Genomic DNA, 21390 nt, shown 5'->3' with positions numbered 1-21390 from the left:
GACGGTCACGCCGGGTCGCTTGTCCAGCAGCGCCAGGGGCGTCAGGACGAACACCCCGGTCAGCAGGTCGTAGCCGAGCAGGTACAGCAGGATGAAGCCGACAGGGAAGAGGATCGCCCCCGCCAGCGGAATACCGGTAGTCACGCTGACCGTGACGGCGAACGCGGCCGCCAGGGAAAGCAGCGCACCGGCCATCGCCGCGCGCACCACCGTGTCACGGGTGGACATGAATACCTTCGACTCACCCGCGTCGATCATCGTCGTGATCAGATCACTGGGCTTCACATAGGACATAGGGATAGGCTCCAGGGGCTCAGGCATTTTATGCGGCCCAGGCTGGGCAGCATGGGAAGACTCTATTTGTCCGGTATTTCGGCCAGGTTTCCTCAGGGTTCTGCCGCGTTACTTTTGGTCCACCCTGTCGGGTCGTCTGCGGTGAGAAGCCTGCCCTGTCCTTGCCTCTGCAACTCCTGGATACGCCTAGGGATCCTTGCTGTTCAGACGACCCGGCGTAGACCATGCGGTAGGGCCGTGGTCCAGCCGATACGTCGGCGCCTGCCCACCGCCAGTCCGACCATTCCCACGGCTGTGGTGGACAGCAGGAACCCGTCATATGCGCCCTTATCGGCGTTAGGCGGATGTCGAACAACGTTCAAGGGCCTCTGTTCCGGGATGAGCGCTTGCGGTTTAGCGGACAGCCTTCGCAGTCCCGGCAGTACTTCATTCCGTCCTTCTCACTGGCGACTTGGAGCGGGGGATAAGGAAGCAGGACATGCAGGTGATCTCGTCCTGGCGCGGCGGAACGGTGGTGACGACCAATTCCTCGGCGCACAGCTCGGCCCTGGGAGGTTCGATGCCTGCAGCGGTGTCGGCCTCCGGGCAGTTGAGGTTGTACCTTCGCAACTCTGGTCAACCAGAGTCGTGCTCCAAGCCCTGACATCCTCCGGTTGGAGTTTCGGCAAGCCGGACCATGATGCGTTGGAAGGGCGGGTCTCCGCTAACGTTTCTTCTCCCCTAGGGGCAGTCTACTCACGCGTACTCTGCGGGCCCGGTCGATCGGCGATCACTTCTTCAGCGGCCCTGAGGAAGTTCAGTAGGGTGGGTGTTTCGCGAGAGGCCTTCCATACCATGGAGGTGTCCAACGCGAGATGTCCGGCGAGGGGGACGATCGTGAGGCCATCGGGTGTCAGCATGGTGCTTCCCATGGTGGAGAAGCTCAATCCCAAGCCTGCCCGCGTGAGCGCGATGGCCGTCATTCCATCCCGGACCTCGGTGATCCTGAACGGTCGCATTCCTGACATTTCCAGCTCCGATTCAACGGCGCTGCGCATCGTGAGGCCGGGTCCGTCCGGAAGCAGGATCAATGGTTCCTGCCGAAGTAATTCGACCGGTACGGCTTTCCACCGTTCGAGCCGATGGCCGTGGGGGAGCAGCACCGCCAAACGGGTTGTGCCCACCTTCCGGTGAACGTGTCCGGGTCCGGCCGGGCCTCCTACAAACGCGACGTCCACATCGTCGTCGTCGAGCCGGTTCAGGACCTCGTGGTTGCGGCGCGTGGAGTCAACGAGAAGTTCGATCTGCGGATAGCGGTCGCGGACGGCAGCCGCCACGTCAACCAGCACGTCCGTTGCGAAACCCGCATTGAAGCCGATGCGTACGATCCCGGATTCGCCCTGTCCTGAGTTGCGGGCCTGGATGCCGGCAAACCGAGCGGCTTTAAGGGCTGCCTGGCATGGCCCCATGAATGCCCTGCCGGCATCGGTCATGCGCACCGTGCGGCGGTCCCGTTCCAGCAGCCGTACCCCGAGCTCTTTTTCCAAGTGGGCGATGTGCTGGCTGACCGCAGGCTGCGCTATATAGAGCCTCAGTGCGGCTCGGCGGAAGTTCAACTCCTCTGCCACGACTAAAAACGTTTCCATCCATCGAAGCTGCATCCGTCACCCTGATTCGTTTTTACGATCACAGTAGTCGATTTTTATTGTTGGACGCTTATCAATTCGCGCTGCAGAATCTTAGAGATCGAATGTGACCGGCGCCACCGCCGTTCAGTGCCCCTTTGAAGGAGAAATGAAGTGACCATGTGGCCCACCGCCCCGGGACGCCTTGCCGACGGACCTCGAGCCTATCCTTGGCCGTTGCCAGAAAGCGGTCCGGACGGGGAGACGTTGTACGAGCACCTTGTCTACTCCTGCGAAGCGGGCTACCGCCCGCTTTTCCTTGACCTGCGCGTTCCCGGCCCCGGGCGCAATCCTCGTCCCGTCGTCGTCTGGATTCACGGCGGGGGATGGCTGCATGGATCCCGGCGCCGCCGCGCCCCTGACCTGCACGAGCACCGGGTCGTCGAGACGATCGTCGGTGCCGGATATGCGGTTGCGCTTATCGATTACCGCCTGGCCCGTGAAGCGGCACACCCCGCCCAAGTCGACGACGTCCGCTCCGCTTATTCCTGGCTCAGGAGCAATGCTGGGGCGTTCGGGCTCGACCCCGAGCGGATGGTTCTCTGGGGTGAGTCCGCGGGGGCACACCTGGCGCTGATGGCGGCGGTTTTGGGCAACGGCGGCCAGCCCCTTCCCGGGCTCCGCTGCATCGTCGACTGGTACGGCCCGACCAACCTCGAGGCGATGGGAGGCAGGGAACAACCCGGCTTCAATGCCGAGGATGATCCCGTCACGGCACTGGGCGGGGGCCGATGGCATGCCCGTGATCTTTCGCCCCTCCACCACGCGGGCGGAAACCTGCCTCCCACGTTCATTGCCCATGGCCGGCAGGACGACGTAGTTCCCCCGGAACAAAGCCGGGCCCTGCACAACGCCTTGCGCGCAGCCGGAGTGGAGTGCGATCTTCTGGAGGCCGAAGGCGGTCATGTCTTCGCCGGCGGAAATGCACTGCCGCTGGTGACGGCGGCATCGCTGGACTTTATCGAGCATCACCTCGGGCAGGAACCGCTGGAGCCCTTGGATCCCCAACTCGTGGATCTGAACCACGCCATGGAGGCCAGCGGAGACACCCCCATCTACACGGACCCAGCCGGACTCCCGGTGGATCCTGTAACGGCCCGGGCCCGCGGAGTGAGACTGCGCGATACTTTCTACCCGCGCCAGTTCTTTCCCGTGGCACGGGTCGAGGACATCACCATCCAAGGACCAGGTGGTGACCTTGCCCTTCGCGTCCAGCATCCGCTGGAGACCAGCGATGCCACTGTCCTGTACCTGCATGGAGGCGGATTCATCATCGGCGACCTCGATTCGCACCAGGCCAACGCAAGCCGCATCGTGGCCGAGGCCGGGGCGCACCTGGTCCAGGTGGATTACCGGTTGGCCCCCGAAAACCCCTTCCCCGCCGGGTTGGAGGATGCCATCGCGGCTCTCGAATGGACCCTCGCCCACCTGCACGAATTGGGAGGGAACCCGGCGAAGGTCGTCGTCGCCGGAGACAGCGCCGGAGGCAGCCTCGCCGCGATGCTGGCCCAGTGGTGCCGGGACCGTGGCATCCCCCTGGCCGCACAGTTCCTGATCTACCCGTCCACCGATCTCACCCGGATGGCGGGTGATGTCGTCACCCTCCAGTACCTCGGACATGACAAGGCGCACGACCCGGCCAGCCAACGCGCGGCGTCCCCGGCACACGGGAACCTTGTCGGGTTGGCCCCGGCCCTGATCGGCGTGGGGCGGCACGATTTCCTTTACTCCGATAACGCTTCCTTCGCCCGACGGCTAAACGACGCCGGAAACCCCGTTTTGTTCCGGCGTTTCCCCACCCTCAACCACGGGTTCTTCAGCTACGGCACGGTCTCGCCGACCTCGGATCAAGCGGCGGGACTGCTGTGCCGGGACCTGCACCGGATCCTCCACGGCTAGTGCCCCGACTACACATCAACCATTCACACCAAGAAAGAGACATGACACCAATGAACAAGCGGACCCGCGCCATTAGCGCCCTGGCAGCCGGCATCGCCGCCTCGACCCTCGTCCTGAGCGGATGCGCCGCTTCCGGCTCCTCTGCGGGCGGGGCAACCGGCGCCGCCGCGGACAAGACCCTGAACGTATCCACCAGCTTCGCACCCATCAGCATGGACCCCTCCAACAGCGGCAACGGCCGCGCCGGCAGCATGCTGCTTCCCGCCTACGAACCCCTGGTGCGTACGAACTCCGAGGGCGAACTCATCCCGGCCCTGGCCACGGAATGGAAGGTGGCGGACGACAACAAGTCTGTGACCTTCACCCTGCGCGAGGATGCCAAGTTCAGCGACGGTGAACCGGTCACCGCCCAGACGGCGAAGGAATCCATCGAATACTTCGTCGAGGCCGGCGGGCCCTTCTCCGTCAACCTGTCCTCCATGGAAGAGATCACCGTCGAGGGCGACCACACGCTCACGGTGAAGATGTCCACCCCGAATCCCGACCTTGCCAGCATCTTCAGCTCGTACTGGCTCGCGGGCGATTTGATCAGCCCCGCCGGCCTCGAGGACCCGGAAGCCCTCGGCACGCAGACCTTCGGTGCAGGCCCCTACGTCCTGGACCCCGCGGCGACGGTATCGGGCAAGACATACACCTATGTCCCGAACGAGCACTACTACGACCAGGACGCCATCGAGTGGGACAAGGTGGTCATCGGTGTCTACGAGGACCAGAACTCGGCGGTCCAGGCATTCAAGACCGGCCAGCTCGACATGATGATCTCCGACCCGATCACAGCGAACGCCAACAAGGACGGCCTGCCCGAGGGCGCCCGCATCGTTTCGGACCCCGTGCAGTGGACCGGCCTGATCCTCAACGACCGCGCCGGCGATGTCGCCGAGCCGCTGGGCGACATCCGCGTCCGCCAAGCGATCAACCACGCCTTGGACCGCGAGACGATCACCACGGCCCTGTTCGGGGACTTCGGAACCCCCAACGCACAACTGCAGGTCGAAGGCTTCACCGGCCATGACCCGGCCAACGACACCGCATACCCCTACGACCCGGAAAAGGCCAAGACGCTCCTCGCCGAAGCCGGGTACGCGGACGGATTCGCCATGAAGATCGGTTACGTCAACAACACGCTGAACTCCACCCAGGCCCAGGCCATCGCCGGCCAGCTGCAGCAGGTCGGCATCACCGTGACCTTCGGCGAAGCCCAGAACTTCGGCGACCTCCAGACCCGGATGAACCAGAACGAGTTCGCCGGCGTGATCGGCCAATCCAACTCCGGCGCCCCGTTCATGGCGAAGTTCCAAACCCTGGATCCCAACGGCTCGTTCAACTACTACCACTCCCAGGACCCCGAACTGACGTCGCTGCTCGACGCGGCCGCGGCCAAGCCGGCCGGTGAGGCCGAAGATGAGTGGAAGGCCGTCTACGCCAAGGCGAACGAGCTGGCCTGGTTCGCTCTGGTATCCGCCCTGGACGTGACCTATTTCGCCGGTCCGGGCATCGACGTTCCGCAGCCAGGACAGGCCCTGATCGTGGACCTGGTCGACGTCAAGCCCGCCTCCTAGCAATCATGCCGGGGACCGCCCGCGGTCCCCGGCAACACCTTCGCCCATTCGAGGAAAGATATGATCCGCCTCATCATCAACCGACTGTTGTGGTCGGTCCCACTGATGTTCGTCGTCACCTTCCTGACGTTCGTACTCAACGCGCTCTCCCCCGGCGACCTCGCCCAAACCATGCTTCAGGGCAACGGCAGCCCGGAACAAGTCGAAGCGCTGCGGCGCGAACTAGGCCTGGACCAGCCATTGTTCGTCCAATACGCCAACTGGGTCGGTCAGGCCCTGCGCGGCGACCTCGGCGCCTCCGCGTTCACCGGTGAATCCGTCGCCGCACTGCTCAACAGCCGGATCGGGGTGACCTTGTCCATTATGTTCGGTGTTCTCGTCGTCTGCCTGGTCGCGGGCATCGGACTGGGTGTCCTCAGCGCGCTCCGCGGCGGCGCCGTCGGCCGAGCCATCGACGTTCTGTCCCTCGGCGGCCTCGTCTTCCCTTCGTTCTGGGTGGCCCTGGTCCTGATCGCCGTATTCGCTGTGACGCTGCGCTGGTTCCCCGCCACCGGCTACACCCCGCTCACTGCCGACCCTGCCGCATGGTTCATGTGCCTGGTTCTGCCGGTAGTGGCCGTGGCCCTCCAAGCCATCACCCGCGTCGCCAAGCAGACCCGCGACGCGATGGCCGACGCCATGACCCGGGACTACATCCGCAGCCTCCAGGCCTGCGGACTGCCCTGGGCAACAATCGTCTTCAAGCACGCGCTGCGCAACGCCTCACTGCCCGTGGTCACCGTACTCGGACTCGTCATGGTCGCCGCCATCACCGGCACCGTGTTCGTGGAGAAAGTCTTCGTCCTGCCCGGGCTGGGAAGCCTCGCCGTGCAGGCAACCCAGCAGTTCGACATCTTCCTGCTGCAGGGCGCCACCCTCTACTTCACCCTCATCACCGTTATTATCAACCTGGTCGTGGACCTCAGCTACGGCTGGCTCAACCCGAAGGTACGTGTCTCGTGAGCGAAGCCACCGAAACAGACGTGAATTTCAAGGCGCAGGGGCCAGCCGCCCAGGCAAAGCCCTCCACCTACCTCAGCCGGCTGCTGCGCAAACCCCTCGCCGTCGCATCCATCGCGTGGATTATCCTGATTTTCGCCGCAGGGCTGCTGGCCCAGTGGATCACACCGTTCGACCCTCTCGAGCAGAACCTCTTAACCATCAAGCAAACCCCGGGTGCTGAACACCTGCTCGGCACGGACGCCTTCGGCCGAGACGTCCTCTCCCGCCTGATCCACGGCACCATGCCCACCCTGGTCGGCAGCGTCCAGGCCGTCCTGGTCGCGTGCATCCTCGGCTTCCTCCTCGGTCTCGCGGCCGGGTTCTGGGGCGGCTGGTGGGACAAGGTCATCAACCAGGTCATCGACCTGCTCCTGGCCCTGCCGATGCTCGTGATCCTGCTCTCAATTCTCGCCGTCTTCAACCGCGACATGACTGCGGCGATGGTGACCTTCGGGCTCATGGGATGTGCCGGCATCGCCCGCGTCGTCCGCTCGTCGGTACTCAGCGTCCGCGAAGAGCTCTACATCGACGCCGCACGCATCTCCGGCCTGGGAGACCTCGCCATCATCGCCCAGCATGTCGTCCCGCGGGCCGTAGGCCCGATGATCGTCCAGGCCTCACTTTTCGCAGCCTTCGCCGTCCTCACCCAGACCGGCATCAGCTTCCTTGGCCTCGGCGTGCAACCGCCCGCCCCCACCTGGGGAGGGATGGTCTTCGAAGCGGCGGCTGCCATCAACGACTTCCCATGGCTCCTGGTCCCCTCAGGAACGGCGATCGCCGTCACCGTCCTGGCCTTCGGCCTGCTCGGTGACGCCACACGGGACGCGGCAGCCGAAGGCTGGACGCGCTCCACGGCCCGCCGGTCCAAAGACGACGCTGTCCCCGCCTCCGTCCCCGGCGAACCCTCGGCGGCGTTCCTCTCCGTGCGCGGATTGACGATCGTCGCTGACTCCGATGCCGGACCGAGGACCCTGGTGAAGGGTCTCGACCTCGACCTGGAGCGCGGTCGGACATTGGGCATCGTCGGCGAATCCGGATCCGGCAAGACTCTGTCCAGTCTTGCCCTGATGGGCCTTCTGCCGGCCGGCACGCACGTTACGGCCGGAACCATGCGGCTGGACGGCAAGGACTACGACCTGCGCGATGCCAGCAAGATCCGCCGGCTCCGTGGCAACACCATCGGCATGATTTTTCAGGAGCCCATGGCCGCGCTGGATCCATGCTTCACCATCGAGCATCACCTCGTCGAAGTCATCCGGCTCCACACGAAGCTTTCACGCACCGCCGCACGGGAGAAAGCCGTCCAACTTCTCGAACTGGTCCGCATACCCAACGCCCGGGATGTGGCCCGGCGCTACCCGCACCAGATCTCAGGAGGCATGGCCCAGCGCGTCGGCATCGCCCGGACCCTGGCCGCCGGGCCAAGGCTGCTGCTTGCCGACGAGCCGACGACCGCCTTGGACGTCACTGTACAGGCCGAGATCCTGGACCTTATCCGAGACCTCAGCACCGTCGAAGACCTCGCCGTCGTCCTCGTGACCCACGACTGGGGCGTCGTCGCTGACATCTGCGACCACGCGCTCGTCCTGTATCACGGCGACACTCTCGAGTCGGCGCCCGTGGAAGCCATTTTCAGCGCCCCGCGCCATCCCTACACGCGAGCACTGCTGCGGGCCAACCCCCACAATGCCGTCGTCGGGCAGCCCCTGCCCACCATCCAGGATTCGTTGCAACAACTGCTCAGGGTAGAGCGCGACGAAGCAGAACCCGTCGAAATGGCCGAGGAGAGCGCCCGATGAATCGACACCTACTCGAAGTCAAGGATCTCAACGTCGTCTACCGCTCGTCCCGCAAGCGCACGTTCCATGCGCTCAAGGACATCAACCTCGCCATCGCGCCCGGCGAAACGGTAGGGCTCGTCGGCGAGTCCGGCTCCGGTAAGAGCACCATTGGCAAGGCCGTCCTCGGCCAAGTGCCCGCAGCTTCCGGCCAGATACTGTTCGACGGCGAAGACATTACCCACGCCCCACGCCGGCGACGCCGCGACATGGGCCGAGACCTGCAAGTGGTGTTCCAGGACCCCTACTCATCGCTGAACCCGACGCGCACAATCGGCCAGACATTGGCGGAACCCCTCCTGCGCGGTTCCGGCCTTGACCGCAGCGGCATCCGCCAGCGCATCAACGAGATCCTCGAGCGGGTAGGCATGCCCGCTGACACGGCCGACCGCCATCCCGGACAGTTCTCAGGAGGGCAGCGCCAACGCATCGCGATCGCCCGCGCCGTTATCGCCAAACCCCGATTGATTATCTGCGACGAACCCGTCAGCGCCCTGGACTTGTCCGTCCAGGCGCAAGTTCTCAACCTCCTCAACGAACTACAGCAGGACATGGGCCTGGCAATGCTCTTCATCTCGCACGACCTGACGGTAGTAAGACACATCTCCCACCGAACCGTCGTCCTCTACCAAGGCCAGATCGTGGAGCAAGGCGACGCCCAAACAGTGCACGACGAACCCGACCATGACTACACGAAGGCCCTGATCGATGCCGCCCCAGTGCCCGATCCCACCCTCCAAAGGGCCCGCCGCGAGGCCCGGCGCCGCCGGCGCGCCGCCTCGGAACACCCGGTTCCATCTCCCGTCGCCTAGACAGGACGGAAAAGACCGCCGCCACTATTGACACAACCATTGTCCGCAATGAGTGCCCGTACCGATGCCTCGGTGCGGGTACTCGCGCTCCCGACCATCGTTCCTCTCGTCCACTGTCCGCACCCGCACTCGCACTCGCTAGTGGGGATTTCCAAAGCGACAATTCCTGCCACACCACGCCGTTACACTTCTTCCATACGAAAGGTAGACCTTGTCCACTCCCACCACCGTCACTGGTGACGGACAAACGCCACCCCTCGACGGATGCCCCGCAGGGCAGCCACCGGCGCCTGGATCGGCAGCGTCCCGGAATACTATGACTTTTTCATCTACGCGCCGCCGCGCTGATCTTCCCCGCTTTTTCTTCGGGCCTCTCGGGGAGGCCAGCGTGGTACTGGCCTCCTTTGGCACCTTCGGGGTCGCCTACGTGATGCGCCGGCTCGGTTCGTTCATCATGGGGCACTTTGGTGTGATGCACCCCTGAGGCCGCGTCCCGCTCGAGGAGGCTTGGAGGCGTACAGCCCCTTGGTGGGTCATGCGCTGTTATCGGCGTTCGCAGTCGCTGTAACGCGAAGATGCCTCAACAGAAAAAGTCTCCACAGATACCTGGGCCATGCCGCAGATGGTCTCCGACAGGCGTCCGTCAGGTTCTTCGATTCGGTGCTCCGGCTCGACGGGTTTTTGCGTTGGTACGCTCCTGTGCGTGGATCATTTTGTGATTCAAGTGTCATGACGGAGTGAAGATGCTGGGGGTTTCATGGCCGGCTGGTTCCGGGATGGCCTCCATGCGCATTTCGGTGGCCGCATTCGGCGCTGTGTCTTCGAGGATTCGCTGGATGTGAAGGGCTGCCAGATCTGTCAGGCCGGAGTGGACCTGCAGGAAGACCTCGCGTGCCGTGGCCAGGGGCCAGTCTGGCGGGAGCAGCTCGTGGGGGAGTCCGGGGTCGTCCCACGGGAAGGCCCGCCACTGGTCCATCGCCTCGACCCGGGCCGTGAAGGCCTCGGTGGCATCAACTGAGCGGTTTGCTATTTTTCCCAGCCATGTTGAGTACTTTGTGATGAACCGGTCGTAGTGTTCAGGGGCGTATTCCAGCGGCCACGCGGCGATTGGGTGTTTGCCTAACCGGTCGGAGTCTTCCATCCGGAAGAGCATGTAGTCCTCCAGGCCGAAGGCGGTGCAGGTCTGCTCCGTCGCCTCCAGCCGGTCCTGCGGTGAGACCCAGAGTGCGCCGTAGGCGGGGGCGAAACCTAGCCATCTGAGCCGTGCCCGGAACAGTTCGCGTACTTCCCTGGCGGTTTCCGGGATGGTGAAGGCAATGACGGTCCAGCGCTTATCCCATCGCTGGGACGGATCACCGAAAGCGGAAATCTGTTCGAAGCCAACCTGAAGTCTTGCCCGCGAAATGTCCGTGAAGCGGTAGGCGGAATTCCTTCCGGCGCCGCTGTTTTCGAGCACCCCTCGTGCGGTCAACCGGCTGAGGGCCGTGGTGGCCGCAGACCGGGTCAGGCCAAGATCCGCCGCCAGCCGGAGGATAGCGCGGGCCGGCAGGAACTGGTCGGTATGCCGCCAGAACTCGCCGAGCATGGTGACCAGCAGGTGCTGGCTGTTGCCGCCCTTCTGCGGGCGGGGAAAATCGACGGCGATGTCGCCTATCCCGTGGGCGGCCGTGGTGGGGGATCGTTCATCAGGCACGCTCCTATCTTCCACCGGAGCAGTGCAGGGACAAAACAAATCGAACAGATGTTTGCACTTATATTGACGCTCGCTGGAATAACTGCTTAACATGATTGTGAAGGGTGACGCAGGGCACAATCCGCCGGGCAAGCCCTCGCCGGCATTTTTTTACCTTCCAATCCACGATTTTCCAGGAGATCCGCTATGTCCGCAGGTCCCGCTTCGCCTTCTCCCGGCCCGTCTGCGATGATGCAGGAGCCGGTCCCGTCGCAGGAAGGCCGTTATGCCCGCAAGGCGGCAACGGCCAGCTTCGTCGGAAGCACCCTTGAGTATTACGATTTCTTCATTTACGGGTCGGCCTCGGCCCTGGTCTTTAACCGTATTTTCTTCCCCGGCATCGACCCTTACCTGGGAACCATCCTCTCGATGGCAACTATCGGCATCGGATATGTGATCCGGCCGCTGGCAGCCGGATTCATCGGGCACTTCGGCGACCGGCTGGGCCGCAAAAAAATGCTGGTTTTCACCCTGGTCCTGATGGGCGTCTCGACCTTCCTGATCGGCTGCCTGCCGCCTACAGCGGCGATCGGTGCCCTGGCCCCGGTCCTGCTGGTCTTCCTGCGGGTGCTGCAGGGCATCTCGGCGGCCGGTGAATCCATTGGCGCTGTCACCATTTCGATGGAGCATGCTCCCAGCCACCGGCGTGCCTTCTACAGCAGCTGGGTCAACACCGGCGCGGTGGCCGGCATCCTGCTGGCATCCCTGGCATTCCTGGCCGTGTCCACGCTGCCCGAAGAGCAGCTGCTCTCCTGGGGCTGGCGTATTCCCTTCCTTGCCAGCATCGTGGTGGCCGCCATTGGCCTCTACATCCGGGCAACTCTGCCGGAACCGGAAGTGTTTGAACATGCCAAGGAAGAAGATGTCCGCCATGAACTTCCCCTGAAGGTCGTCTTCCGTGACCACTGGTCCACGGTCGTGAAAGTCATTTTCTTCGGGCTGTGGTCCGTGGTGTCCTCCATCTTCGCTGCCTTCGGCCTGGCCTACGCCACCGGTGAGCACGGCATCCCGGGAAGCACGATGCTCATCGTGACCATCGTTACCGCCGCCTGCGGCATCATCGCACAGCCGGCCTTCGGGCTGCTGGCGGACCGGATCGGCCGCAAGCCGGTCTTCATCAGCGGCAACCTCATCGTCGCAGCCGGGATCTTCGCCTACTTCTGGTCGATCAGCCAGGGCAACATCCCGCTGATCTTCGCCACCGGCATTCTCGTCATGGTCGTCGGCTACGGCATGGTGAACCCGCTGGGCCCGGCCATGACCGCCGAAATGTTCGAGACCAGAATCCGATACTCCGGGGCAGCCATCGCCTCCCAGCTCGGGCTGGTCGTCACCGGATTCGCGCCGACCGTCGCCGCCGCCGTCGTCCGCCCCGGCCCCGACGGCTGGATCCCCGTCGCTATCTTCACGGCAGCCTGCTGCCTGGTCTCGGCGCTGGTCACCCTGATCTGGGTCAAGGAAACCTACCGCATCCGCACAGAGGACCTGGGCAGGAAACCCCTTCCCATCCGCTAAACCCCGCGGCACCGCCCCGGGGAGCTGCCCTGCCCGGCGGGCAGCTCTCAGGCGCTTCTACCCCAGTACCATCACCGATTCGAGGACAACCATCGTGGCACCGGCCTACCCAGTACTGATCGAAAACGCGGAAACCGCCATGAGCGACGGCACCATCCTGCGCTCAACCGTCTACCGCCCCGCGGCCGAGGGTGACAGGTTCCCGGTGCTGCTGACCCGGACTCCCTACGGGCGCGACCTCGCCGTGAACTCGGCCTACCTGAACCCGGCCACGGTCGCCGCCCGCGGCTTCGCGGTCATTCTGCAGGACTGCCGCGGCCGCTTCGGCTCCGACGGCACCTTCATCCCGTCCGTCCATGAAGACTCGGACGGGGCGGACACCGTCGCCTGGGCAGCCCGACTGCCCTACTCCAACGGCGCGGTGGGCATGTGGGGCCGATCCTACTTCGCCGAAACCCAATGGCGCGCAGCCCGCAGCCGCCCAGCAGCACTGAAAGCCATCGCACCCGGCGTGTCCGCCGGAGGCAACGCGAACAACGGCGCCCTGTACCGCGGCGGCGCCTTTGAACTGGGGTCGCGGCTGAACTGGGGACACGCCTCCGCCTCCCTGAATGAAATCCGCCGCGAACACAACGGCACGGCGCTGGACCGCGAACTGGCCGCCTGGAAAGAAGCCGACGCGGCCTTCGCCGACGGCAGCATCTTCGACGTCCTGCCGCTGCGCGACCTGAAATCCAGGGTCGGTTCCTTCATGAACACGCACATCCTGCCCAGCGCGGGGGAGGGGCCGGGCAGCGACACCGCGCTACTGTGGGACAGCGCCTCCGCAGAGCCGATCGACGTCCCCACCCTGCACATCGGCGGATGGTTCGACATCTTCGCCCCGAACACCCTGGACCAGTACCGGCGCCAACAAGAACACAGCCGCACCCGGCCCGACATCACCCCCAGAATCATCATGGGGCCATGGAGCCACACCAACTTCACCGGCACCTTCCCGGACGTGTCCTTCGGGCTGACCGCCTCCGCCTCCGCCATCGACGGCTACGGAGACCTCTCCGCCATCCACACCGCCTGGTTCGACGCCGTCCTCAACCAAAACCCCGCCGCACTGGAACACATCCCCGCGGCCCTCGTGTTCTTCATGGGCGAGAACCGCTGGCGCGGCTTCGACCAACTACCCGAACCGCAAGGACGCCTGGAACTCTACCTGGCAGCGGCCGAGTCCCTCCTATCCAGCCCAGATGCCACCGGCACGGCCGAATATTTCTACGATCCCCTGGACCCGGTTCCCACCACCGGCGGCGCCACCATGCTCTACGGTGCCGCGTACCCCGGGCCGGCCAACCAAAGCGAAGTCGAGGCCCGGGACGACGTCCTCGTCTTCACCTCAGCCCCCCTCGACGCCCCGCTCACCGTGTTCGGCGAAGTAACAGCCACCCTGCACGCATCCTCTACCGCCACAGACACAGACTTCGTGGTCCGGCTATGCCGCGTGGCCCCCGACGGGACCTCCACCAGCATCACCGACGGCATCATCCGTGCCTCCTGGCGCGACGCCTGCACGCCGGACGGCCGGTTCACTGACGGTGTTGCCCGGACTCCGATTGAGCCCGGCAAGGTCTACGAATACGCCGTCAGCCTCTGGTCCACCGCATACACCTTCGCCCCCGGAGACCGGATCCGCGTCCAGGTCACCTCCAGCTGCCATCCCCGCTGGGACAGGAACCTCAACACCGGCGCCCTGCCCTACGATTCCTCCGACGCCGTCATCGCCCGCCAGAGCATCAGATACGGACCCAGCACCCCGAGCCGGCTGACCTTAGGGACCCTCTAATGAGCCCCGCACCAGTACCGGGTTTGGATTTCTTCGCAAGCCTGACGATCCACGTCGGCCCGCCCATGGACATCGACCCGACCCCGTCCGGGCACCGCACTATCATCCCCATCACCGGCGGATCCGTCGAAGGACCAGAGCTGAGCGGGATTATCCTCCGCTGGAGCTGACTACCAGATCCTTTGAAGCCCGACCCTGACCGAGCCGGAAGCCAAAAACGCCATCGAAACCGACGACGGCGAACAGATCTACGTTGAAAACGTCGGGCTGCGCTCCGGCAGCCGGGCAGACGTCGAGCGGCTCGTCCGCGCGGTTGGACTGGCGGACTGTTCAATGTACTGGGAGTACGACGCTCCGGTCGGTACCCCGGTGTCCCGCCCCAAAACTCCCGCGGCGGCCCGCAGGACTTCCCTCAGCAGCTGCCCGGCCCCGTAGATACGGAAATTGCCCACACGGCCGGGGTTACCCGCCCTGTGCTCCAGCATCACAGACACCCGTTGGAGGGTGCCGTGTTCCTCATTCAACTGGCTGCAGAACTCCAGACCTGACTCAATGGGATAGGAATACTCCTCTTCATCGTCCTCATCGAGCACGAACATTTCCAGTTCCAGGGGCAAAGAAATGCTGCGCATGACGGCCGCATCCGTGATCGTGTACAGGGCGGCGACGAGCTTCTCGTTTACATGCTCGTCGCTTGCATAGTCCTGGTCAGGGATGCTTCCGACCGGCAGCGGCTCGGCGACAAACTGGCCGCGGAGCAGTTCTTCGACGTCCCGTAGGAGCGGGCACGGGCCCACTCCGGCTGCTTCACGTGCTGCGGCTATCAGCCGCGGGCCGACGGTATCTGACATGATCGCGGCGCCTTTCTCCTCGAGCGGCAGGACTGGCAGAAACGGCACCATGTCGGTGTCGCCCTGCTGCGCCACCATTCCGGGCCTGCAATTAAAGCGAGCTCCCAAGGATCAAATTTAGCGGCTTGTCGTATGCGCCGTTATCGGAAGGAAAAGATAGCGGGTGGCACACAGTTTCGTCACAGGTTCAAGACAGGTACGGATAATGTGCGCGGGACAGAATTAGGGTTAACCCAGCGGCAGGCGTCCGACGCTGCCGATGCTTTTGTCGTGCGGCAAGGCGCGCAATCCGCAGGAATGCCGTCGGACCGCTACCCGATCTGAAGGTCATCTACATGCCCGATTTCCCGCACCAGTCCACGACCCGCGAGCTGCCGCGTCTCGCGCACCCGGACGGCAGCCCGATCCGTGCGCTGGTTGTCGACGACGAGGCAAGCCTGGCTGAACTGGTCAGCATGGCACTTGGCATGATCGGCTGGGACGTCGTCACCGTGGGAGACGGGCAGGCGGCGGTCAGCGCCGCCCGCGAGTTCCGCCCCGACGTTCTGGTCCTTGATGTGATGATGCCCGGCCTTGACGGCTTGGAAGCGCTCGAAAAGATCCGTGCCTTTGCGCCCGAGGTGCCGGCGTTGTTCCTGACGGCTAAGGACGCGGTGCGGGACCGGATTTCGGGACTGTCAGCGGGTGGAGATGACTACGTGACCAAGCCTTTCAGCATGGAGGAACTCGTCCTGCGGCTGCATCGCCTGGTCCGGCGGTCGGGCGTGGCGGCCTCCGATTCGGCGGAGTTGGTGGTGGGCGATCTGGTGCTGAACCTTGACACCCGCGAGGTCAGCCGCGGCGGCGAGGACATCCCGCTCACCTCCCGACAGTGGGAACTGCTGCGTTACCTGATGGAGAATCCCAGGCATGTGTTGAGCAAGTCCCAGATCCTGGACAACGTCTGGCGGTATGACTTCGGCGGCCAGGCCAACGTCGTCGAACTCTATATCTCCTACCTGCGCAAGAAGATCGACGCCGGCCGCGCGCCCATGATCCACACCGTCCGGGGCGTCGGCTATGTCCTGAAACCCGCCGCTTCGTGAGCGCCCGTAATACCTCGAAGTCCCCACAGCGGGCGCCCGGGGGCGACCGCCACCTTCGCACCAGGCTGATTCTCGCCACGCTGGCCCTGCTGACGGCCATCTGCGTAGCGATCGGCGTCTTCAGCCATCTGTCAATGAGCAGCTACCTCACGGGCGAGATCGACGACGGACTGACCCACGCGGCGGGGCGCGCCGGCTTCCCGGGCGGGCCGCGGCCGGGAGACGACCAGCCGCCCCCCGGGGGCGTCAACCCGGAAAACGCAGCCGGGCAGCGTCCGGGCACCCTTAACGCGCTGCTCAGGGATGGAGCCGTGCAGAATTCGGCCCTGGTGCAGGACGATGGCGGCACCCAGCCGCTGTCCGAGGCGGACCTGGCGGTGCTGGCGGGCGTCGATCCGGCCAAGGGACCCATGGACCTGGTCCTCTCCACCGGACGCTACCGCGTGGACGCGGCAGTACTGCCCATGCAGGTGGCACCCGACGGCACCGTCCTGGTCACCGGCCTGTCAACGGCCGAGAGGGACCGCGCCCTGGCCTCGCTCGATATCACGATGGCGGGCCTGTCCTTGGCCGGCCTGTTGGCCACCGGGCTTGTCGGTACCCTGATCATCCGCCGCTCCCTGCGTCCGCTGGAAGAGCTCGCCGCCGTTGCGAACTCCGTCTCGCAGCTGCCGCTCGAGTCGGGCGAAGTGGAAATTCCCGTGCGGGTTCCGCCGGCCGTGTCACACCCGGGATCTGAAGTGGGGACGGTCGGCCTGGCGCTCAACAAAATGATTGACCATGTCACGAACGCCCTCCGCGCCCGGCATGCGAGCGAAACGAAGGTCCGGCAGTTCGTTGCCGATGCCAGCCACGAACTGCGCACCCCGCTGACGGCCATCCGCGGCTACACTGAGCTCGTCCTGGGCAGCGCACAGGTCAGCCCTTCCGAGCGGGCCGCGCTGGAACGCGTGGACAGCGAGTCCAAACGCATGTCCGCACTCGTAGAAGACCTCCTGCTGCTCGCCCGGCTGGACGAGGGTCAACGCGGGGAGCCGTCCGAAGTGGAGCTCACAGAACTGATCATCGAGGCAACCAGCGACGCCCAGGTGTCCGCCCCGAACTACGAGTGGAAACTGGAGCTGCCGGAGGAGCCCGTGGTCGTTCCCGCTGTGGAAGACGAGCTGCGGCAAGTGCTGATCAATTTGCTCTCCAACGCGCACAAGCACGCACCCCCGGGGACCAGGGTGGTGACCGCGCTTCGGGTAGCCGACGGCAAGGCCCGGATGACGGTAACTGACAACGGCCCCGGCATCGACCCGGCTTTCGTCGACACTGTCTTCTCCCGGTTCAGCAGGGGAGACTCGGCCCGCACCGGCTCTGCCGGCGGCACCACCGGCACCGGAAAAACCGGCAGTTCGGGGTTGGGGCTGGCCATTGTCCAGGCCCTGCTGGCGGCGAACGGCGGGACGATCAGCGTTGACAGCCGGCCCGGCTGCACCCGCTTCACCGTGGTTCTCCCGACGGGCGTCCCCGACCAAGGGAACGTTTCACAGGAGCGGCACAAGAACGGTCAATTCCGGGCATAGGGTACCTCCGTAAAACGGAGGTATGACACCAAACAGCACCCGTCCCCTGGGGCGCATCCGCAAAACGGTCCTCGCCTCCACCCTGGCCCTGGCCCTCGCGGCAGGCGGCGCCGCCGTCTGGGCCGTCGACCGGTTCGTGGTCGAAAAGGTCGAGATCTCGAACGTCTCCGACTATGAGGCAAGCCGGACCACGGCCATGACATCCGCCGGCTCGGCCACCACGGACTCCACCGCCGACGAGCCCGGCATAACCGAACCCGCCGGCACAGAAGAAATACTTACGGACACTTCCTACCAGTCCGGCGGCGACAGCATCGACATCTCCACTGTGGTGACCGGCTCCGGAGACGAGCAGGTCACCTACTACGTGGCGGACGTGGTTGTCTCCGACGCCACCACTCTCCGATCCGCCTTCGCCCAGGACAGCTTCGGCGAAAACATCACGGAAACGACATCGGACGTCGCCGAAGACAACAACGCGGTCTTTGCCATCAACGGCGACTACTACGGCTTCCGGGACACCGGAATCGTGATCCGCAACGGTGTCGTCTACCGGGACGAGGGCGCCCGCCAGGGTCTCGCCTTCTACAAGGACGGCACCGTCGCGGTTTATGACGAGACCACCACGACCGCCCGGCGGCTGGTGGACGACGGCGTGTGGAACACCCTCTCGTTCGGGCCGGCGCTGCTGGAAAACGGCGAGATCATCGACGGCATCGAGGACGTCGAGGTGGACACCAACTTCGGCAACCACTCCGTCCAGGGCGAACAGCCGCGCACCGCCGTCGGCGTGATCGAGGAGAACCACCTGGTGTTCGTCGTCGTTGACGGCCGCGCCGCCGGTTACAGCGCCGGCGTCACGATGACCGGACTGGCCGGCATCATGCAGGAGTTGGGCGCGGTCACCGCGTACAACATCGATGGCGGCGGCTCCTCGAGCATGTACTTCAACGGCGAACTGGTGAACAACCCGCTGGGCAAGGGCGAGGAACGCGGCACTTCCGATATTCTCTACATCGGGCAGCAGCGATGATCATCCTGATTCCCGCCTTCGAGCCGGACTTGAAGCTCATCACCCTCGTCGAAGGCCTGCGCGGCGCCGATCCGCGGCTCACCGTCCTGGTGGTCGACGACGGCAGCGGACCGGACTTCGGCCCGGTGTTCGCCGCCGCACGGTCGGCCGGCGCCACCGTCATCGGCTACCCGCGCAACCGGGGCAAGGGCCAGGCGCTCAAGACCGGTTTCAACTACCTGGCCCGGCACTATCCGGGCGTAGGCGTTGTCTGCGCGGACAGCGACGGCCAGCACACGGTTCCGGACATCCTTCGCGTAGCGGCCCGGGTCAGAGACATCAGCAACGACGACGGCGGTACCGGGGAAGTGCCGGGAGGTTACATTATGGTGTTGGGGGAGCGGCGTTTCGATGGCGCCGTTCCGGCCCTGAGCCGGATCGGCAACACCGTGACCCGGGCGCTGTTCCGGCTGGCATCCGGCACGGCGCTGCACGATACCCAGACCGGACTGCGCGGCTATCCGGCGGCGATGCTGCCGTGGCTGCAGAGTGTGCGCGGGGACCGCTACGAGTACGAGCTCAACCTGCTGCTCCGCGCCGGTGAGGCCGGACACCGGATCGACACCATCGGGATCGCCACGGTCTACCTGTCCGGGAACCAGTCCTCGCACTTCCGTCCGCTGGCCGACTCCGCCCGGATCTACCTCCCCCTGCTGAAGTTCGCGCTGTCGTCCTTCGCCGCTTTCGGCATCGACCTCGCCGCGTTCATCGTCCTCGGCTTCGTCCTGGATTCGCTGCTGGCGGCCGTGGTCGGCGCACGCATCATCAGCTCAACGGCCAATTTCCTGGTCAACCGCAGCCTGGTGTTCCCCGGCGGCCGGCATACGCGGCTCGCCGCAGCCGGCCTGCGGTATTTCGGCCTCGTCGCCGCGCTGATGGGCTGCAATTACGCGCTGCTCTTCCTGCTGACCACCACAGGCCTGCCGGAGGTTCCCGCGAAGGTGCTGACCGAAGCGCTGCTCTTCGGCGCGAGCTTCACCCTCCAGCGGCGGTTCCTGTCGGCTGAAGCTCATATGCCCGGTTTGGGTTCGACACAGGAACGGCATAGCAACGTCCCGGATCGTAGAAAACGAACACCACACCATCATCTGGAGAACATCGCATGAACATCCTCATCCTGATCGCAGCGGACCTGGCCGCGATTACCCTGCTGACCTTCGCCCTCTACCTGCGCCGGCACCGCCGCCGCGACCTCGCGGTTTCCTACCTCGGCATGAACGTCGGCGTGCTCGCCGTCGCTACTGCCTTGTCCGGTTCCTCGGCCGCCCTCGGCCTCGGCCTGGGCCTGTTCGGTGTTTTGTCCATCATCCGCCTCCGGTCCTCGGAACTGGCGCAGCATGAGGTGGCCTATTACTTTTCCGCCCTGGCCCTCGGGCTGATCGCCGGCGTGGGCAGCGACCCGCTCTGGCTCCCGCTGGTCCTCATGGCCCTGATCCTCGTCGTCATGTTCGTCGGCGACCACTCCCGGGTGCTGCCCGGGTACCGCCACCAGATCGTGGTGCTGGACCAGGCGATCAGCGACGAAGCGCTCCTGCGGGAACGGCTCGCCCTGGTGCTCGGCGCGCGGATCCATTCCGCCACCGTGTCCGAACTGGACCTCGTGAATGACAAGACCATCGTCGAGGTGCGTTACGAGGCCGCCCCGCAGCCCGGACAGGCCAGGTTCGCCCGGCAGTTGCCGTTCGAAGCTCCCCAGCCGCTGCGCGTGACCGATCCGGCCGCAGTGAGGGTTCCGTGAACGCCGCGGCCCGGCTGGCGGACGATCTTTACGGCCGCCCGTCGGTGGGACTGGAGGAGCTCAACGCCGCAGCTGCCTTGCAGACCAGGGTCGACCGGAAATACGTGGTCGGCGAAGACGAGGCGGCGCTGGTCCTGGGCAGCTTCCACACGGAGGTCCGCGTGCTCGAAATGCAGGGCAAGAGGTCCTTCGCCTACGACTCCGTCTACTTCGATACCCCGCATCTGGAGAGCTACCTGCTGGCGGCCCACGGACGCCGGCGACGCTACAAGATCCGGACCCGCACGTATGTGGACAGCGCCCTCAGCTTCCTGGAAGTTAAAACTGAGGGGGCCCAGGCCGCTACCGTCAAGGAACGCATTCCCTACGGGCTCGGCGACAGCCACCGCATCAATACCGAAGGCCTGGCCTACATCAACGAAACCCTGCAGGCGGCGGTGGGGACCACGCCGTCGGACGCCCTTTCCCCGGTCCTCGAGACGGGCTATGACCGCTTCACCCTGTACCTGCCGACCTCCGGCAGCCGGGCCACCATCGACGTCGGGGTTGCCTTCCGCCAGCCTGACGGTCCGGCGAAGGTCCTCCACCGGGCGGTGATCCTCGAAACGAAATCCGGATCCGCCGTCAGCGGGCTCGACCGCCACTTGTGGGCGCACGGGATCCGGCCCAGCAGGATCTCGAAGTTCGCCACCGGATTGGCCGCCCTGAACCCCGGGCTGCCGGCGAACCGCTGGCACCGCACCCTTGCCAACAGCCTGACCCTGCGGTCCCTGAGCCGCGCCAGCTGACCCACCCACACCTTCACCCAAGACGTTCAAAGGAACT

General features: G+C 65.1%; 20 protein-coding genes. 15 read left to right on the top strand and 5 right to left on the bottom strand.

Annotated elements, in window-relative coordinates; genetic code table 11:
• From AC3A4M_RS15605 to AC3A4M_RS15595, 3 genes are all read right to left on the bottom strand, one after another.
• On the bottom strand, positions 1–294 hold a 294-nt coding region (locus AC3A4M_RS15605), incomplete at its 3' end, for a formate/nitrite transporter family protein (RefSeq protein WP_498736724.1).
• 426 nt (positions 295–720) lie between these two features.
• Positions 721–819 (bottom strand): DUF4193 family protein, encoded by a 99-nt coding sequence (locus AC3A4M_RS15600; RefSeq protein WP_498736740.1) that lies wholly within the window; start codon positions 817–819, stop codon positions 721–723.
• 206 nt (positions 820–1025) lie between these two features.
• Positions 1026–1919, bottom strand: a complete 894-nt coding sequence (locus AC3A4M_RS15595; RefSeq protein WP_498736723.1) for a LysR family transcriptional regulator — start codon at positions 1917–1919, stop codon at positions 1026–1028.
• A 216-nt stretch (positions 1920–2135) separates the two neighbouring features.
• Here AC3A4M_RS15595 and AC3A4M_RS15590 point away from each other — a divergent pair, with 216 nt between their 5' ends.
• From AC3A4M_RS15590 to AC3A4M_RS15565, 6 genes are all read left to right on the top strand, one after another.
• Positions 2136–3857, top strand: coding sequence for an alpha/beta hydrolase fold domain-containing protein (locus tag AC3A4M_RS15590; protein WP_498736721.1), 1722 nt, complete (start codon positions 2136–2138; stop codon positions 3855–3857).
• A 50-nt stretch (positions 3858–3907) separates the two neighbouring features.
• Positions 3908–5476 carry an ABC transporter substrate-binding protein gene (locus tag AC3A4M_RS15585; protein WP_498736719.1) on the top strand — a complete coding sequence of 523 codons (1569 nt, stop codon included), beginning with the start codon at positions 3908–3910 and terminating at the stop codon, positions 5474–5476.
• Between the two features lie 60 nt (positions 5477–5536).
• On the top strand, positions 5537–6478 hold the full coding sequence (locus AC3A4M_RS15580; RefSeq protein WP_498736717.1) for an ABC transporter permease: 942 nt from the start codon (positions 5537–5539) through the stop codon (positions 6476–6478).
• The gene (locus AC3A4M_RS15575; RefSeq protein WP_498736715.1) at positions 6475–8316 is read left to right on the top strand and encodes a dipeptide/oligopeptide/nickel ABC transporter permease/ATP-binding protein; all 1842 of its coding nucleotides are present in this window, start codon (positions 6475–6477) and stop codon (positions 8314–8316) included. Before AC3A4M_RS15580 ends, AC3A4M_RS15575 begins: the two co-directional genes overlap by 4 nt.
• Positions 8313–9167, top strand: a complete 855-nt coding sequence (locus AC3A4M_RS15570) for an ABC transporter ATP-binding protein (protein ID WP_498736713.1) — start codon at positions 8313–8315, stop codon at positions 9165–9167. Before AC3A4M_RS15575 ends, AC3A4M_RS15570 begins: the two co-directional genes overlap by 4 nt.
• A 316-nt stretch (positions 9168–9483) precedes the next feature.
• Positions 9484–9651, top strand: coding sequence for a hypothetical protein (locus tag AC3A4M_RS15565; RefSeq protein WP_498736711.1), 168 nt, complete (start codon positions 9484–9486; stop codon positions 9649–9651).
• Positions 9652–9894: 243 nt separating this feature from the next.
• On the opposite strand, the gene AC3A4M_RS15560 is transcribed toward AC3A4M_RS15565, so the two are convergent.
• Positions 9895–10860, bottom strand: coding sequence for a PaaX family transcriptional regulator (locus AC3A4M_RS15560; protein ID WP_498736710.1), 966 nt, complete (start codon positions 10858–10860; stop codon positions 9895–9897).
• Between the two features lie 186 nt (positions 10861–11046).
• Between AC3A4M_RS15560 and AC3A4M_RS15555 the strand changes: the two genes are divergently transcribed.
• The 3 genes from AC3A4M_RS15555 (at position 11047) to AC3A4M_RS15545 (ending at position 14421) form a co-directional block, all read left to right on the top strand.
• Positions 11047–12414 (top strand): MFS transporter, encoded by a 1368-nt coding sequence (locus AC3A4M_RS15555; protein WP_498736708.1) that lies wholly within the window; start codon positions 11047–11049, stop codon positions 12412–12414.
• A 94-nt stretch (positions 12415–12508) separates the two neighbouring features.
• A complete protein-coding gene (locus AC3A4M_RS15550; RefSeq protein ID WP_498736707.1) occupies positions 12509–14251 on the top strand; it encodes a CocE/NonD family hydrolase in 1743 nt (580 codons plus the stop codon).
• Entirely contained in the window at positions 14251–14421 is a 171-nt protein-coding gene (locus tag AC3A4M_RS15545; RefSeq protein WP_498736705.1) for a DUF3237 family protein, read from the top strand. Before AC3A4M_RS15550 ends, AC3A4M_RS15545 begins: the two co-directional genes overlap by 1 nt.
• Positions 14422–14499: 78 nt before the next feature.
• On the opposite strand, the gene AC3A4M_RS15540 is transcribed toward AC3A4M_RS15545, so the two are convergent.
• Positions 14500–15210 (bottom strand): hypothetical protein, encoded by a 711-nt coding sequence (locus tag AC3A4M_RS15540; RefSeq protein WP_498736703.1) that lies wholly within the window; start codon positions 15208–15210, stop codon positions 14500–14502.
• Between the two features lie 227 nt (positions 15211–15437).
• Here AC3A4M_RS15540 and AC3A4M_RS15535 point away from each other — a divergent pair, with 227 nt between their 5' ends.
• The 6 genes from AC3A4M_RS15535 to AC3A4M_RS15510 are packed head-to-tail and all read left to right on the top strand — an operon-like array spanning position 15438 to position 21353.
• A complete protein-coding gene (locus AC3A4M_RS15535) occupies positions 15438–16187 on the top strand; it encodes a response regulator transcription factor (RefSeq protein WP_498736701.1) in 750 nt (249 codons plus the stop codon).
• Positions 16184–17755 (top strand): sensor histidine kinase, encoded by a 1572-nt coding sequence (locus AC3A4M_RS15530; protein WP_498736700.1) that lies wholly within the window; start codon positions 16184–16186, stop codon positions 17753–17755. The genes AC3A4M_RS15535 and AC3A4M_RS15530 overlap by 4 nt, the downstream gene beginning before the upstream one ends.
• Positions 17756–17777: 22 nt before the next feature.
• Entirely contained in the window at positions 17778–18788 is a 1011-nt protein-coding gene (locus AC3A4M_RS15525) for a phosphodiester glycosidase family protein (RefSeq protein WP_498736699.1), read from the top strand.
• Positions 18785–19933, top strand: coding sequence for a GtrA family protein (locus AC3A4M_RS15520; protein ID WP_498736698.1), 1149 nt, complete (start codon positions 18785–18787; stop codon positions 19931–19933). The genes AC3A4M_RS15525 and AC3A4M_RS15520 overlap by 4 nt, the downstream gene beginning before the upstream one ends.
• On the top strand, positions 19930–20565 hold the full coding sequence (locus AC3A4M_RS15515; RefSeq protein WP_498736696.1) for a DUF4956 domain-containing protein: 636 nt from the start codon (positions 19930–19932) through the stop codon (positions 20563–20565). The genes AC3A4M_RS15520 and AC3A4M_RS15515 overlap by 4 nt, the downstream gene beginning before the upstream one ends.
• Positions 20562–21353 (top strand): polyphosphate polymerase domain-containing protein, encoded by a 792-nt coding sequence (locus AC3A4M_RS15510; RefSeq protein WP_498736695.1) that lies wholly within the window; start codon positions 20562–20564, stop codon positions 21351–21353. The genes AC3A4M_RS15515 and AC3A4M_RS15510 overlap by 4 nt, the downstream gene beginning before the upstream one ends.
• The last annotated feature ends 37 nt before the right edge of the window (positions 21354–21390 follow it).

Source organism: Arthrobacter sp. Soil_C_60 (assembly GCF_057656375.1).
This window is presented reverse-complemented; position numbering and strand designations above follow the sequence as displayed.

Coding starts and splice junctions, on each gene's coding strand:
- AC3A4M_RS15595 (WP_498736723.1), bottom strand. CDS start 1,919: ATGGAAACGTTTTTAGTCGTGGCAGAGGAGTTGAACTTCCGCCGAGCC.
- AC3A4M_RS15585 (WP_498736719.1), top strand. CDS start 3,908: ATGAACAAGCGGACCCGCGCCATTAGCGCCCTGGCAGCCGGCATCGCC.
- AC3A4M_RS15580 (WP_498736717.1), top strand. CDS start 5,537: ATGATCCGCCTCATCATCAACCGACTGTTGTGGTCGGTCCCACTGATG.
- AC3A4M_RS15570 (WP_498736713.1), top strand. CDS start 8,313: ATGAATCGACACCTACTCGAAGTCAAGGATCTCAACGTCGTCTACCGC.
- AC3A4M_RS15565 (WP_498736711.1), top strand. CDS start 9,484: ATGACTTTTTCATCTACGCGCCGCCGCGCTGATCTTCCCCGCTTTTTC.
- AC3A4M_RS15555 (WP_498736708.1), top strand. CDS start 11,047: ATGTCCGCAGGTCCCGCTTCGCCTTCTCCCGGCCCGTCTGCGATGATG.
- AC3A4M_RS15545 (WP_498736705.1), top strand. CDS start 14,251: ATGAGCCCCGCACCAGTACCGGGTTTGGATTTCTTCGCAAGCCTGACG.
- AC3A4M_RS15535 (WP_498736701.1), top strand. CDS start 15,438: ATGCCCGATTTCCCGCACCAGTCCACGACCCGCGAGCTGCCGCGTCTC.
- AC3A4M_RS15525 (WP_498736699.1), top strand. CDS start 17,778: ATGACACCAAACAGCACCCGTCCCCTGGGGCGCATCCGCAAAACGGTC.
- AC3A4M_RS15520 (WP_498736698.1), top strand. CDS start 18,785: ATGATCATCCTGATTCCCGCCTTCGAGCCGGACTTGAAGCTCATCACC.
- AC3A4M_RS15515 (WP_498736696.1), top strand. CDS start 19,930: ATGAACATCCTCATCCTGATCGCAGCGGACCTGGCCGCGATTACCCTG.